Source organism: Rothia sp. HMSC071F11 (assembly GCF_001809115.1).
Classification (GTDB): Bacteria; Actinomycetota; Actinomycetes; order Actinomycetales; family Micrococcaceae; genus Rothia; species Rothia dentocariosa.
On record NZ_KV795771.1, the window covers coordinates 171,709 to 186,830 of the forward strand.

General features: G+C 50.2%; 10 protein-coding genes and 1 pseudogene. All 11 read right to left on the bottom strand.

All coding sequences use genetic code 11. The features are described 5' to 3' along the window. Positions 1-10: 10 nt before the first annotated feature. The gene (locus tag HMPREF2554_RS10690) at positions 11-1,726 is read right to left on the bottom strand and encodes an acyl-CoA dehydrogenase family protein (protein ID WP_013398113.1); all 1,716 of its coding nucleotides are present in this window, start codon (positions 1,724-1,726) and stop codon (positions 11-13) included. Continuing rightward, positions 1,723-3,447 carry a fatty acyl-AMP ligase gene (locus HMPREF2554_RS10695; RefSeq protein ID WP_013398114.1) on the bottom strand — a complete coding sequence of 575 codons (1,725 nt, stop codon included), beginning with the start codon at positions 3,445-3,447 and terminating at the stop codon, positions 1,723-1,725. Before HMPREF2554_RS10695 ends, HMPREF2554_RS10690 begins: the two co-directional genes overlap by 4 nt. A gap of 1,138 nt (positions 3,448-4,585) precedes the next feature. Then, positions 4,586-5,035 (bottom strand): fluoride efflux transporter FluC, encoded by a 450-nt coding sequence (locus HMPREF2554_RS10700; protein ID WP_246826072.1) that lies wholly within the window; start codon positions 5,033-5,035, stop codon positions 4,586-4,588. Next, the gene (locus HMPREF2554_RS10705; RefSeq protein WP_070555504.1) at positions 5,023-5,481 is read right to left on the bottom strand and encodes a fluoride efflux transporter FluC; all 459 of its coding nucleotides are present in this window, start codon (positions 5,479-5,481) and stop codon (positions 5,023-5,025) included. The genes HMPREF2554_RS10700 and HMPREF2554_RS10705 overlap by 13 nt, the downstream gene beginning before the upstream one ends. Before the next feature lie 234 nt (positions 5,482-5,715). Further along, a complete protein-coding gene (locus tag HMPREF2554_RS10710) occupies positions 5,716-8,391 on the bottom strand; it encodes an MMPL family transporter (RefSeq protein WP_083297481.1) in 2,676 nt (891 codons plus the stop codon). Continuing rightward, entirely contained in the window at positions 8,384-9,085 is a 702-nt protein-coding gene (locus HMPREF2554_RS10715) for a TetR/AcrR family transcriptional regulator (RefSeq protein ID WP_070555346.1), read from the bottom strand. Before HMPREF2554_RS10715 ends, HMPREF2554_RS10710 begins: the two co-directional genes overlap by 8 nt. Before the next feature lie 128 nt (positions 9,086-9,213). Continuing rightward, a complete protein-coding gene (locus tag HMPREF2554_RS10720) occupies positions 9,214-10,779 on the bottom strand; it encodes a sensor histidine kinase (protein ID WP_048752581.1) in 1,566 nt (521 codons plus the stop codon). A gap of 85 nt (positions 10,780-10,864) precedes the next feature. Next, entirely contained in the window at positions 10,865-11,608 is a 744-nt protein-coding gene (locus HMPREF2554_RS10725) for a response regulator transcription factor (RefSeq protein ID WP_004005894.1), read from the bottom strand. Positions 11,609-11,792: 184 nt separating this feature from the next. After that, on the bottom strand, positions 11,793-12,659 hold the full coding sequence (locus tag HMPREF2554_RS10730; RefSeq protein ID WP_070555350.1) for a hypothetical protein: 867 nt from the start codon (positions 12,657-12,659) through the stop codon (positions 11,793-11,795). Positions 12,660-13,009: 350 nt separating this feature from the next. Continuing rightward, entirely contained in the window at positions 13,010-14,485 is a 1,476-nt protein-coding gene (locus HMPREF2554_RS10735) for a hypothetical protein (protein ID WP_070555353.1), read from the bottom strand. Between the two features lie 11 nt (positions 14,486-14,496). After that, positions 14,497-15,122, bottom strand: a pseudogene (locus HMPREF2554_RS10740) (hypothetical protein); the annotation flags it as partial.

Sequence of the window (15,122 nt, forward strand, 5' to 3'; positions counted from 1 at the left end):
GAGTAACCTCCTAAGCATTGATGTGTGGTGTAAAAGCCGATATACAATATCCGGGAGAAAGCTGTCGCCATTGATCAAGAAGGCGATACGCGGATTCTCTTTCTCGCTTCGTCTTATTCCGATGCTTCCGAGGTAACGATGCACGTTGAGGATTGAGCATTTTAATGAGTCTTCTCAGGGCCATTGAGGCTATTCCTGGATCAGACCATAGGTTCTCGCTCTCGCAAGTAGCTACTTTTTCTAAAACTGCTGAAGCCGCCAAAAGCACGGTGAATTCATGTGCTAGACGGAATCCTTCTGGCTCAGGGTTTCGAACAGGACGCATTGCTTTTGCTTCTTCAGCTAGGGCTTCAGCTCGTTTAACTAAGATGACTGCCATGTCTCGCCCTGTCCCGTCTAAGGCGTCAGAAGCACGATTCGCGCTATCTGTGAGGGACGAGAACATCGTGGCTCCGCCTGTGGTCATTAACATAAGACGCTGATAATTAAGTGGAGTATTATTCTCAGCAGAGATCAAAGATTCAGGCGTTGCTTCGGGTAAAGGTGCCTTGTATCGTACAGCTCGTGGTAGCTGTTGCACAATGGAATGCAGGTTTACTACCGAATTACCATCAAAAATTGAGACGACTCGGTTGTCTCGTACGGTTTTCTGGACATGCCCAAGTTGCCCATCGGCTAGGACAGCACGAGCACCAATAAACCGAGTAATGCGCACCATAATATCGTCCACAATATGCGGAACGAGATACTTCACAGAGGGACTTATCACTGAGGCTTCAGACGGATTGAGTTGAAGATGACGCGCACCCATGACCGACATAAGTTCAGCGATCGCTAGGTCCACTGCGACATCGGCCAGCTGATCTTGGGCAGCGGGCAGATCTAGTAATATATGGCCCATAGTATTACGACCAGCTGCAAATTCAAGCGCCGCAGATAATCCTGAATCTGCCGCACCCAGCGAGAGAGCAGTGCAAAGAGGCCGTGTGACCTGTAAACATCTGAGCACGATCTCAAGACCGTCTCCCGGTGCTCCAATAAGTCTGCCTTGAGGTATCTTAGTATCGCGCAGGGTAATACCGCTGATGTCTGCACCTCTTATCCCATGTGTCTGGATTTTTGGAAGATACTCCCATGTCCCTTGAGCTTCTTCTTTATCCATGTAGAAAAGTGACAGAGAACGAGGCCCTGGTTCGTCACCAGTTCGCGCCAGAATCGTCAAAGCGCGACCCCGTGTAGCATTATTAATCATCCACTTCTCACCGTTCAGCGCCCATCCGCCGTCTGATGTTTTACGTGCCATCACGGATGTTGAGAGCAGATCGCTACCATGCCCACGTTCCGTCAATCCCCACGAGATACTTTCGCCTGCTAATGTATGCTCGGCGACTCTCGCGGCTGTCTCATCAGATGCCGAATCCCATGAGCAGACCGCTCCCAGAAAGGTCTTTCCGTGTCCTATAGCTGCTGTAAGATCTCGCCGAGCGACCGCTCGTACAGCCATCATTACGTCTGCAAAATCATCGGTTTTTCCGCCACGCGAAGTGGGTACATAACCCTTCTGAAGCCCTGCGGCAACAACTGCCTGAAATTCTTCATGCGGAAACAGGGATTCCTGGTCTAGAGCTACGCTACGGACAAATGAGATAGGAGCATCTACATCACGAGGGTTTCCCAAGGCATCTTCAATCTCACATGCAAAGCTTTGCTGTCGCTTTGTACTCATTTTTCTCCTCTATCTCCTGCTGCCATGGATTCGCGTACTTTCCCGCGCTGAACCTTGCCTGAACTTGTTTTGGGCAGAGACCCACGGCGACCAAATTTGATAGTTACGTTGCCAACGCCAAAACGATCCCGTAATACTTGGGCAAGTTCTTGGCGTAAAGGCTCTGTGTTCTCTCGCAGTTTTTCTGGAGTTAACTCGATAACAATTCCTATACCATCATCCAGTTCAAAAGCTGCAGCGGTACCAGATGCTCCTGAGCCGATAGCGTCTAAGGCACTTTGTTCTACGTCCTGTGGGAAGATATTGCGGCCACGCAGAATAATGACTTCCTTCGCACGACCCGTAACAAATAACCTGTCATCGATAAATGTCCCAAGATCACCTGTCCGCAGATAGTCTGCATCTATACCATCAATCCGTGCAGCGAAATCCTGTGTTGTACGCTCCCTGCCACGGTATCCTCGTGATACCCAAGGCCCTCGAACCAGAATTTCACCGACGGTACCCTCCGCAACTTCCTCCCCTGTATCGGAAGAAACTATACGCACATCCGCCTGTGAAGCAGGAACCCCGCAGGAAACAAGCGTAGTAGCATCATGCCCTGCTTCAGCAGGTCTAACCTGGCCTTCTGAAAGTTGATCGCGGTCTGCTTTAAGTATTCGCGGGTATCCATCAGGCTCGTCCCCTGTAATAAGGAGAGTAGTTTCTGCCATACCGTATGCAGGTCGGAATGATGCAAATCTGAAACCCAGCGGTGAAGCCAATTCATCAAAAACACACATTGATTCCCACCGTACGGGCTCAGATCCTGTAATAGCGATTTTTAACGAAGAGAGATCTAACCCCTTAACCTGTGCCGGATGTGTAAGCCGCGGGACAAAAGCATAAGCAAAGTCTGGTCCTACAGTCATCGTCGCACGACGTTCAGAAATCATCTTGAGCCAGAGATAAGGACGCCTGAGAAACTGTGCGGGTGAGGTGAAAACAAGAGAGCACCCCACAGTCAGGGGGTGGAGAAACATGCCGATGAGCCCCATATCATGATAATGAGGCAGCCACCCAACAGCTACATCTGATACATCTGCTTTAGTTATTTCGAGTATTGAAGCTTGATTTTCAAGGAGATTCCGTTGTGTAATCTCAACACCTTTTGGATTTCCAGTAGACCCTGAAGTGTATTGCAGAATTACAAGGTCATCTGGTTCCGTGTTGGGCATACGCCATGTATCTGCCGAAATTTTAGATATCGTATTGGGCTCAGGAAGACACCAAGCCACATTATCAACATTAGCCATTAAGCAGGTTTCCCATCCAGGTTTATCACAGAGAATAAATCCTCCTGGAGACTCTTCCAAAATGAGCTGCAGACGCCGTGCAGAGTGCTCATCATCGGCTACAACAAGCGGAATAGGCGCAATTGCTAAACCTGCATGCAGTGCTCCCAAAACTGCGCGAATAAAATTTATGCCTGGGCTAAAAGCTAATACTACCGTAGTGCCTGGACGATAGCCTTTTTCAGTTATCCAAACTGCGATGCGGCGAGCATCTTCTGATAGTTCTGCATAGTTCCACCGAATCTGTTCTGTTGGACCGTTCCAAAACTCTATCCAACTTTCGGTAGCTTGCTGATCAAGCTTTGCAAGAATATGCTGAGTGAACGTTCTAGAGGAGTAAATTTGGTTCTTCACATTGTCCTCAACGGGTAGGGTTAAAACACCCACGGTGTCCCCCTTTTGGTTATCGGCGTTATAAGATCGTAATCATCTGATACCAGAGGCTTGCAGCATGTACACAATTCAAAAATTGCGATTCACGCCCCGGGTGCGATGTACATACTAAGGAGGATACGGTTGGGGACGATTCTTAAACGCCCATACAAGGGAATTCTTTATCACAGAGTGTCCACTACTGGGTTGCGTAAATTTACGCAGGCGTAGGCTTTTCGCATCACAAATATGATCTAGTCTCTTATGGAAACAGGAAGAATGATTTTCAAAGTACGATATATATACGGCACATCTGTAGTATGGGACAAAATTTTCAAGCGGAACCCTTCTGCCACTATCACCGAAAAATGTTACCAACAAAATTAAATATCTACATGTAAACTTTTTATATGTAAAATTAATATCCGCTTCAGATCTAGAAACGTAAAAATAGAAATATATGAACACTGAAAAATCAATGTTCGATTTTATATTCAACTCACCTACCATAGAAGCATGGGGCTCCGAAAGCAAAATATTTCTAATATAACCTCTCACAGAAACCTCCTTGCACGCACTTAAAACTCAAACTTTGTAGACATTTATATAGAAAACCTCCATATATAAATGTTGCTTGAATCACTGATGGTTATTTTCAATACAAACTCTATATCTCAATTAAGAGCATACCTTAAATAACTCACGAAGCAAGGGAACTTTAATATCCTGCAGTAAATTTTTTTACACCAAGAGGATCCATAAAATATAACTAGTATCATCAAGCTTCAAAGATGTCTAGGGTATACATAGAACAAGTTTCTATAATAAAGAAAATAAATATTTTAAATATTTTATACGTAAAATTTATATTTTATCAAAATTGAACAATATGCAGGATAGGTATACTGAGCAAAATAGAGGATTATACATAAAGAAAGAGTTAGCTATTTATCTGGGGTATCTTTCTCATTAAAATAGCTCATGCACCACAGTATGTATCAGTTACTCTACTGGTTGACCTCTACCTATTTGTTTAGTGAGTTACTAAACCAAGAGTTTCTATGAGGTGGAACTTCTTCAGATATCTGGAGTCAGCCTGCACAGGAGTTTATAGCATGCTAAGTAGAAAGATTCTACTCAAAATTCTGATTCTCTAGAAGAAAATATCGATAGGGATGATGGGTGCTACGTCGTCCCCCAGCAGCAAAACGAAGCAGAGCGTGCCCGCGAGCGCCGCGAGAACTGCCCCGATAACCTGCACGAGCCAGAGCATCAGGAATTTGGCCCGTTTGCCTTCGCGGCGTGCCGTAAGCGCTTCGACCATCGCGGTGGAGAAGGTGGTGAACCCGCCGAGCAGGCCGGTGGTGACGGCGGTGCACCAGAAGATAACGGATCCAGAGGCACCGTAGTGAATATCGAGCGCGTTCGGGTTGGCGACCGGCATAATCAACAGTCCGTAGAGAAATGACCCCACCAGGTTAATCACGAATACGGGGCTGATGATGGAGCGTTCGGTGCGCAGCCGGGGCGACATTTTGACGTCGAGAAAATATCGGATCATTGCCCCTAAACCGCCGAGCAGAAAGACCGTTAGTGAGAACACGATGAGTCCTCCCGAGCGCTGGCACGGCGTGCCTCCCAGCGGGCGGCGATTTTTCCGCCCATGAAAAGGCCCAATGCTGCGGCCGCTAAACCGCCGATAAAGAGTACGGCAAGGCTGAGCAGAATGTACCACCCGTGCACCGTGTAATGAATAAATACTGCCTGCGCGGTCACCGCCGCGATGGACGAGTAGGTGGTGTACCCGCCCATCATTCCGGCGCCGAATAAGAAGCGGAACGGGCGTACCACTTTTTCGCCGTGTATGCGAGCACGTGATGCCCACAGCGCGGTCAGAAGCCCCAGGGTGAAGGATCCGATCAGGTTCGCAGCAAGCACGCCGCCGGGTGTGTGGATGCGACAGAAGGCGCCTATGCCTCCTCCTAAGAAAACCAGCAGCGGCGCGGGTATGCGGTTCAAGTATGCGGCGAGCGTTCGTCTTTCTGCCATCGTGCGATGCGCCCCTTCGATGCGCTCGGGGTGAGAACTCGTGTTCTCGCGGCGATCCCCTACTTTCACCTTAGACCACGGAGGTACCAAGACGTTAATAAACGTGTTTTGTGTAGCCTACCGCTCATCACCTAAAAAGCGCGAGCAGGTCTTTTTTGCTCCGACAAGGTAGGATTTTCCTACCTGCTCGGCACAATACGACCTGCTCGCGCGGTATGCGTTATCAGCTAGCGGTTATTCAGTTTTCTTCTTCGCCCAGGGAGTCTCAATGTTTGATGCATCGATATCACTAGTTAAATCAGCAATACCGCTGGTTTTAGTCGAGTCTTTATGCTCCAGCTCTTCCAGAAGGGTTGCGCCTTCCACATCCATATTCGGAACGAGCTTATCGAGCCACTTCGGCATCCACCATGCCTTCTCTCCCAATAGAGACATAATCGCTGGTGTTATAGTCATGCGAACCACGAAGGCATCAACCAGCACACCGAAGGCAAGACCGAAGCCGATGGGGCGAATCATTGAAGATTCGGCGAAGATAAACCCGCCGAACACCGAGATCATGATGATCATCGCGGCAACCACCACACGTACCGCATGGTTGTACCCAGCGACGACGGCGGTCTTCGCGTCTTTACCGTGCACATATGCTTCACGCATGCCGGAGACCAGGAACACCTGGTAGTCCATCGCCAGGCCAAAGAGGATACCGATCATCAGGGTGGGCAGGAACGCCAGGATCGGGCCGGGATCGTGCACCCCGAAGAGAGACCCCATGAAGCCCATCTGGTAAACCGCAACCACGGCACCGAAGCTTGCCAGAATCGAGAAGAGGAACCCGATCGAAGCAACCAGCGGCACCAGAATCGAACGGAACACGAGAATCAGCACGATAAACGAAAGACCCATGACGACTGCCAAATACAGCGGCAATTTTTGCGCCAGTGTATTGGAGATATCGATGTTGCCGCCAGTCAGTCCGGTCACGCCCAGACGCACATCGGTGCCCTGCACATTGACGTCCACCTGGCGCAGCTGCTCAACCAAGTTCACGGTTTCAACCGAGCTCGGCCCATGTTTGGGGATCACCTGGAATATCTGCAGGGTGTGATCATCAGTTTGCCCCATAGGAACTGCTGTCTTTACATTTTCAGGATCTTTCGCCTGAATTGCACGAGCAATATCAACCTGTGCCTGTTCAACCTGAGCATCTGTCATCCCAGCAGGAGTATGTGCCACTGCAACCACAGGACCACTCAGACCTTCACCAAATTTATCCTTAACAATCTGGTATGCCTGATACTCAGTGCTCTCAACCGGAGAACTTTCTGCTGAGGGAAGACCCATGCGCATCTGACCCATGGGAATAGCGATAGCCCCCAGTGCCGCCACACAGAGCAGAATGGTAACCACAGGTTTAGCGAGCACGATGCGCAGCCAACCGTGTGGAGTAGCCTCGCGCTTTTCCTTCTCGGCGTGATGTGCGGTGATCTTCTCGGGAGTATTGACGGATGCCCATGCCTTCTTCGACATGACCTTGCGACCGATCAGCGAGAGCATAGCGGGGGTTAAGGTCACCGAAATCAACACGGCCACGAATACGCACAGTGCCGCAGCGTCGCCCATGTACCCTAGGAAGGGGATGCCGGTGACATTCAGAGCGAGCAGGGCGATAATCACGGTTGCGCCCGCAAATACCACCGCGTTACCGCTGGTGCCGTTAGCAATCGCAATAGATTTCCGCAGCGGCATGCCGTCCATCAGGTTAGACCGGTGCCTGTTGAGGATAAACAGCGAGTAGTCGATGCCCACCGCAAGACCAAGCATCATGCCCAGCATATAGGTGGTTGAGCTCATATCGACTAGGGTGGAGAATGAAAGGGTTCCCAGAATACCTATAATTACGCCCACCAGCGCCATGATGATAGGTAGCCCGGCGGCAATAAGAGTACCGAGCATAACGATAAGCGTAATGAGTGCCACTGCAATACCGATGATCTCACCAATACCCATACCAACATCGGGAGATTCAGCAATGCGTTGGTCAAAGTTAACGACAAGCCCCTTTAAATCCGCAGCACGGACCTTTTCCATCAGTTTATCTTTTTCAGCCTGGGGAATCTCCGAATTTTGCATTTTAAAGAAGACTCCGGCGGCTGCGGTAGACCCATCTTCAGAAACCATACGAGCGCCGCTCATTAAATCAAGGAGCGCAGACTTACGAGCAAATTCTTCTTGCTGATTAGGAAGGTTCTTTTCAGCTTCTGCTAGCTCAGAGGCTTTACCATCCAGCTCTTTTTGAGTTTCGTTTATCTGGGTCCGCTGCGCATCCAGCTGTCCCTGTTGTGAGCCCAGCTGCTCACGCATTGATTCCAAAGCGCCAGATGCTTGAGCTTGTTCACGTGCTTCATCGAGTTGTTTTTGTGCTCCTTCAAGTTGCGCCTTACCATCATCCAGTTGCTTCTGGCCGTCTTCAAGCTGTTTCTTACCGTCGGCAATTTGTTGTGGTGCTGCCTCCAGTTGAGGCTTACTCTCTTCAAGCTGTTTCTTACCATCAGCTATCTGCTGTTCAGTAGCAAAAGGATCAAGAACACCGTCAACAGCTGAAATATCTCCTTTAAGACTATTCAGCTCATCTACAAATGCCTGTTTCTGTTCCTCAGTAATAGCTGAACCATCACCAGTTTTAACGATAATCTGCCCGGTGCCACGGTTAGCATCAGGGAATCGCTGAGCAAGCTCGTCGGTAAGACGCTGGGTTTCGGTTCCGGGCATCGTAAGGGTGGTCTTCAGCTGCCCGTGGAATGCGCTATAGCTACCGGCAACACCGGCAATAACAAGCACCCAGATAGCAATAACCGCCCACGCCCTGCGTGCGGCAAAGCTACCTATGGAATATAGCCACTTAGCCACTATGGTTCTCCTCAAATGTCTCTGTATCGGTTGAGTAATGGTGTGCGTATTTGCCGTCGATTAGCTCTTCGACATAGTCAAGACAGTGTTTTATGTTTTTCCGCATTTTTTCGGCATTTTCGGGCGGCTGTGGGTTACCTTCGGCGTCGTAGAAGGAGGCCGCGATTCCCTCGCAGATGGCAGAGGCAATGAGGTTCCCGAAGATTGCGATGCGCATCCGCGGTATGTCCTGTCTCTCCTGCCACAGCTTGTCAATGACCATCTCAATGGAGTTCAAATAGGAGGTTGAGCTGTACTCATTGAACTTATTATCGAGAGCGTAGTCGTGAAGGGCGAACAGCAGCCGAGCGTGGGGTTCTACGTGCTCGGCAAGGCGTTCGGTGGTGAATGCGGCACGCACACCGTTGAGCATATCCCGCTCGGGATGCGCTCCTCTGGGGGTGCAAAAGTCGGGGATGACCTCAAAAATACGGCGCAGATACTCGTTCAGGCGTTCAACGACGACGGCTTCAACCGAGGAAAAATGGTTGAAGATGGTACGCCTGGATACACTGGATTCTTTGGCGAGCGCATCCGCCGTGAGCGCCTTAAGACCGCCTGCAAGCACAAGCTTTTCTGCCGCATCCATAATGGCGATGCGGTTCTCGGCTTTACGCGCGGAGCGTTTATCTACAATCTTTTGGGTAATACACACAGTTATTACACTAAGTGCAATATTGCACCAAGTGCAACTATTTTTTGTGTGAGCTCAGACATATTTCTGCACTCAGTGCATATTGTTTAAAAAGTCTCTGCTCGCCAGAAAGCCCCGAGCCAAGCGGTCTATGAGACCGAAACCCCCTGCCGCATAAGTGGAAGACGTACCGAAAATTCGGTTCGTCCGGGGCGGCTTCGCACAGAAATCAGCCCGCCGTGTGCCTGCACGATCGCCTGTACGATTGCCAACCCGAGGCCGGTCGTCCCGTCAGAGCCCGAACGCGCCTTGTCTGCCCGCGCGAATCGGTCAAAAATCTTGGGCGCAAACTCTGGGTCAATTCCGGGACCATTATCCACAATGGTCATGAGAGCTTCACGGCGATCCGCAGATACCCGCAGCCCGGCAATAACGGTCGTACCCTCGTCCGTATGCTTGCGCGCATTAGAGAGCAGATTCAAAATAACTTGCTGAATCTGCGAGCGGTCCGCGATCATCTCAACCGGTTCATCCGGCACATCCATGCGCCAGATATGGTCGCGTGCCGCCGCCTGCATATCCGAAACGCTCTCGACAAGCAGCTCGGTTAGGTCGATGTTCTCAAACTTCGGTTCACGCCCTTCGTCCAGGCGCGCCAGCAACAGCAGATCTTCCACGAGACGCGACATTCGTTCGGTCTGCGAATCGATGCGTGCAAGCGAGGACTGCCCGCCGTCGGCGAGAGGTTCCGTCCACCGCAGCATATCGGAGTAGCCCTTAATGGCGGCCAGCGGGGTGCGCAACTCGTGGGATGCATCCGCAATGAAGGCACGTATCTGCTTTTCGGTACGTTCACGCACGTCAAGAGCCGAACTCACGTTATCAAGAAGCTGATTGAGCGCATACCCTACAGACCCCACTTCGGTGCGGGGGTTCGCGTCTTTGGGGGTCACACGCACTTCAGGAGCAATAGTGTCAGATTCCAGGTTGAGGCGCGCCACCTCGGTCGCCACACCAGAGACACGCTCTAAGGGCTTCATCGTTCTGCGAATTACGAACGAACCCAAAAAGCCGGTACCGATCATCACGGCAACCGACCCAATACCCATTGTGATAGAGAGCATGGTAAGGGTCTGATACATTGCCCCCAGCGGCACACCGGTGATAAGCGCGTCTGAAGAAGGCCCTGGTGAGGAAACCTTCACCATGTATTTACCAACGTCAAGGTTCACTTCGGTAAGCTGACTCTCTTGATTTACGGTGTTCCGAAGAGAGTTAAGAGTCTCGCGGTCTTTATCGCTGAGCTCCTTGATACTCCCGTCGGCACTCAAATACCCCGAGAATTTGTAACCACCCTGATGATCGACACAAAGGTTAATGGTTCCGGCACCCTGACCCGGCGTGTAGAGAGGGTTTTTCGGATTAGATTTATCGAGGCATTCAAAACCGTGGCCGCTGGGAGAATTATTGGGATTGGCGGCACGATTCGCAGTTTCTTTGAGGGTACTGCCGATTTGTGATCGCAAAGAGTTCTGTAGCGTGGCATAGGTTGAAACGCTGGTGATAAAACAGGCAATTCCTAGAGCCGAAACAAGAATAAGAATAAGTCGCCTGCGCAGATGCGGCATTGGGCGTATCGCGGTTTTATCCCGTTTTTTTCGACTACCCTGTGGGGGCTGTGTCTCGGGAACACTGGGAGCTTCCACAATGGTCACAGACTTCACCCCTTCCAGGATATATTACTAAATCGGAATATAAGAATATATACACCTTGACTAGGCGCTTTACATAATTAGGGGCTTAAACTGCCGGTCGAATTACATAGCCAGCACCGCGTACCGTATGGATCATAGGTTCACGACCCACATCAATTTTCTTCCGCAGATATGAAATATAAAGCTCCACAATATTCGCCTGACCGCCAAAATCATAATTCCAGACATTATCCAAAATCTGGCTTTTAGAAACCACGCGTTTCGCATTCTCCATCAGATACCGCAGCAGGTCGAATTGGGTTGCCGTAAGAGCGATAGGTTCACCGCCACGGGTGACTTCGCGGGTATCTTGGTTGAGCACCAAATCCCCCACAACGAGTTCGGCATCGTCAATAGCGGCAACACCCGAGCGCTGCACCAGCCTGTGCAGACGAATCATAACCTCTTCCATCGAAAACGGCTTGGTCACATAGTCGTCGGCACCAGCGGCAAGCCCTTCGATGCGGTTATCCACCGAATCTTTCGCGGTCAAGAAAAGGCAAGGCACTTCGGGATAAAACTTCCGGATGCGGTCCAACAGTTCCAGGCCGTCGAAACCGGGCATCATAATATCAAGCACCAGCACATCGGGGCGCCAATCGCGGGCAATAGCTAAGGCTGCGGGTCCATCACCAGCCGACTGCACCTCCCACCCGATCATCTTCAGGCCCATACTGACGAGTTCTTTGAGCATCTCCTCATCATCGACCACTAGGGCACGAATGGGGCTGCCGTCCGGATGTTCGAGGGTCGGCAGGTTTTTAGCGATTTCGGTTGCTTTGCTGCTCATAGTGTTAAGGGTAGCGGTATTTAAACGCCTGTGTAGGTTTAGTGGCTGCTTTTCGAGCAGAACATAAAATATACATGCCCCGCACACAGCCTGCACACAGTATTCCTAACCCGTCAATACAAGGATGTCCACAAAAAGTGGGTGACGCGCATTAATCCACGTCACCCACAATATGAGGAATTATTTAGAGGCGAATACCGCTTGGTACTACTGTACGAGCCTGAAGCGGCACAACACCGCCGCCGCCGGGAGAGCCATATCCGTTAACGCGGGATGGCGTGGCTGTTTGGGCATCCGAGAAGTCTTCATCCCGAATCTCTCCTCGATCAGTGATCTCGGTGAGCATTTCTTTATCCCGGTCGCCCACCCGTATCTCTTGGGGAAATATTTCAATCCATGAGCCGTTAGAGCAGGTCATGACTTTTACTTCCCGGTCTTTAATATACCGATAGGTGCCGTCCGCGTTAACGTATGTTTCCTGTCGGGTTCCATACCCGTAATTAGCTTCGGTGATTTCCTGCCAGGAACCGTCAGCATGCAGTTCTGCGCTATGGCTCTTTGTTTTCATGGTCCAGGTTCCATCAGCTTTGACTTCCCCGTGTTCATCGCCGCGCTTATCGTAGATCCATGACCCATCGGATTCGTTGATAGTGGTCCATTTCTTATCTTTGCTGTCCACAGATTCGGTGGATCTGGGGCGGGGCTTACCTGCTTTGTTATCGTCAGTCAGTGCTATCTCTTTTTCGCTGATACCCTTTTTCTTGAGTTCTTCAAGATCCGGGTTTTTACCGGATTCGTGGCTCGGGCAGGTGATCGGAAACTTAACGTCCCTCATAAAATCAAGGCCCCGCGCCTTTTCCGGGTGCTCCAAAAGTTCAGATACTTCAATCTGCTGCCCAGCAGACGATGATGCATTCGAGCTGGAGGCTGATGCCGCAGCATGCGAGCTTTGGGGCGAGGAATTATTGGATGAAGATGCGGTTCCTGATGAACACGCACCCAGGGCAAAAACCAGAGCAGTGCCCAAAGAAAATACAGAAAGTCTACGCATTAAAAGTCCTTATCGGTGACTATGAGGGAAGTTACAGAATCAAATATACCCCGCCTCAGGTCTTCGCCACCGAAGACACGCTTCTGCCGGTCATAGGAACCAAACGCAGATACCCTTCTACGAACACTTTCTAGCGCTCATTATTTAACAACCCGCAAACCATTATTTAACCCCATACCCATTTTTACCCTTATATTCCGGGAAAGTTTTGGAAGGGAACAGAATCATTATTTAACTCTCAGGCAAATATTATTTAACTCCGAGCCCTTGATGATGTGTGCAAAAGGGTGGCGCATCCAACCATACAATCTGGATGCGCCACCCTCTACCTTCTTCACAAACATTTTCCGTTAAGACACAGCCTGCTGACCGGGCTGCAGAGGCTGACGCGGGGTCAACGGAATGACCCCTCCCCCGCCGGGACCATCACCTCCACCAATCAGTAAATCTGGTTGAGGAGGAACGTAAATATACCGTTCTTTATCTACCGAAGATACCTCGCTCTTACGTGATGACGATTCCCGATATACTTTGCCGTCCGGGGTGCTGTATACGGTTTCATAGGCGTTTTGAGTACGCCAGGTGCCATCAGATTTTACTTCTTCTGTTCGGTCCTGGTCTTTTCTCTGCCAACTTCCGTCAGGGTTTACGTGAATAATATCTTCCCCGGCGCTGCGTGTATTATTTTTGATTTCCCATGAGCCGTCAGCATACAACACAGTAGTTTTATCATAATTACCGGAGTTATCAGAATCTTTCTGCGTCCACGTGCCGTCTGCTGCAACATGTATTGTCGTGTCTCCATCGCGCGATTCCCAGCTCCACGAACCATCCGGATTGACCTTAGCCATACCGAAGAAGGGGTCTTTTTCTGAACGTGGTCGGGGCTTGCCCGCTTTATTCTCATCCGTCAGGAGTATGCCCTCAAGTTCAGCGGTAGCATGCTTATACTCATCGGTTCCAGGAACAGCCTCTTTAACAGGCATTCCCAAAGGCAGAGCCGTACGCGGTTTCAGGGGAATAACACCATTTTGAGGAATATATAACCCCATATCGTACATACTATTCATGTATTCCCTAGGAGTTGTAACCCCACTCTGCGCCCCACGTGTGATAGATTTTTCCTCCCCGGTTTCTGTATTCTTTTCCACGGCTGTACCGTCAGGGTTTCCCGTGATGACCTTATTATTCGAGTATCCGCTAGACTTCCACGTGCCATCAGCATGTGCCTCAACGTTTTCTGGGGAAGACGAATCGCTCTTACGCTCGACACTCCACGTGCCATCAGCATTAACGCGAGTTTTTGTCTGTGAAGAAGAAACTTTTTCAATCCTCTCCCAAGATCCATCTGCGTTAATCGTCATTTCGTGATATATGTCAGACCCCGTTCCACGCTTCACATGGAATGTACCATCGACATTAACTACAACTGATAATTTATCCTGGCCGCTGCCTTCTTCAACAGTCCACGAACCGTCGTCCTTGAGCTTTACATTCTTTCCCAACGAGCTCTGAGACTTCTGTTCAGCGCGCGGGCGGGGTTTACCAGCCTTATTATCGTCAGTAAGACCCACAATCTGTTTCTCATGACTCTGTTCTTCATTCTTCTGTTTCTCCTCTGTTGGGTTCGTCGTGGGGGAAGCGGAAGAAGACTCGGGTGAGGCAGAAGATGATGCGGAGGAAGATGAAATAGAGGAGACAGGGGAAGATCCCTCAGATTTACCCGGGTTGGCTCGTTCCACAGTCATACAGGCGCTGAGTGTGAGCATGAGGGCGCATCCAGTGGAAAGGGGAGCGACAATGCGGGTGAACTTAGTGTTTTTCATCGAAAATTTCCTTAAGACACAGCCTGCTGACCGGGTTGAAGAGGTTTACGCGGTTTCAGCGGAATAACGCCTCCGCCGCCGGGGCCGTCCTCTAAATAGGAGAGGCTCGGTTCACGGGGAACTTGAATATGGCTTACTTCATGTCCTCCCGAAGGGAGCTCGGTCTTTCGACCCGAACTCTCCCGAAAGACTTTACCGTCCGGGGTGCTGTACTTGGTGTCGTATTCAGTTTGGGTGCGCCACGTCCCGTCAGCTTTTACCTCTACCGTTCGGAAGGAATCCTTTGAAGTCCAACTACCATCAGGGTTCACGTGAACAAAGTTTTCTCCATCGCCCATTTTTATTTTAGATTCCCAGGAACCATCCGCGAACAACTGCGAACTTCCTTCACGGCCAGTTTCTGCGGAGTCCTTCTGATCCCACGTACCGTCTTCGGAAACACGTATGGCTGAACCTTTACTCAGCCAAGTCCATGCCCCATTCGGGCTGACGATAGCATCATCATCGATTTTCCTCTCTGAACGTGGTCGGGGTTTGCCCGCTTTGTTCTCATCCGTCAGGAGTATGCCCTCAAGTTCGGCGGTAGCATGCTTATACTCATCAGTTCCAGGAACAGCCTCTTTAACAGGCATTCCCA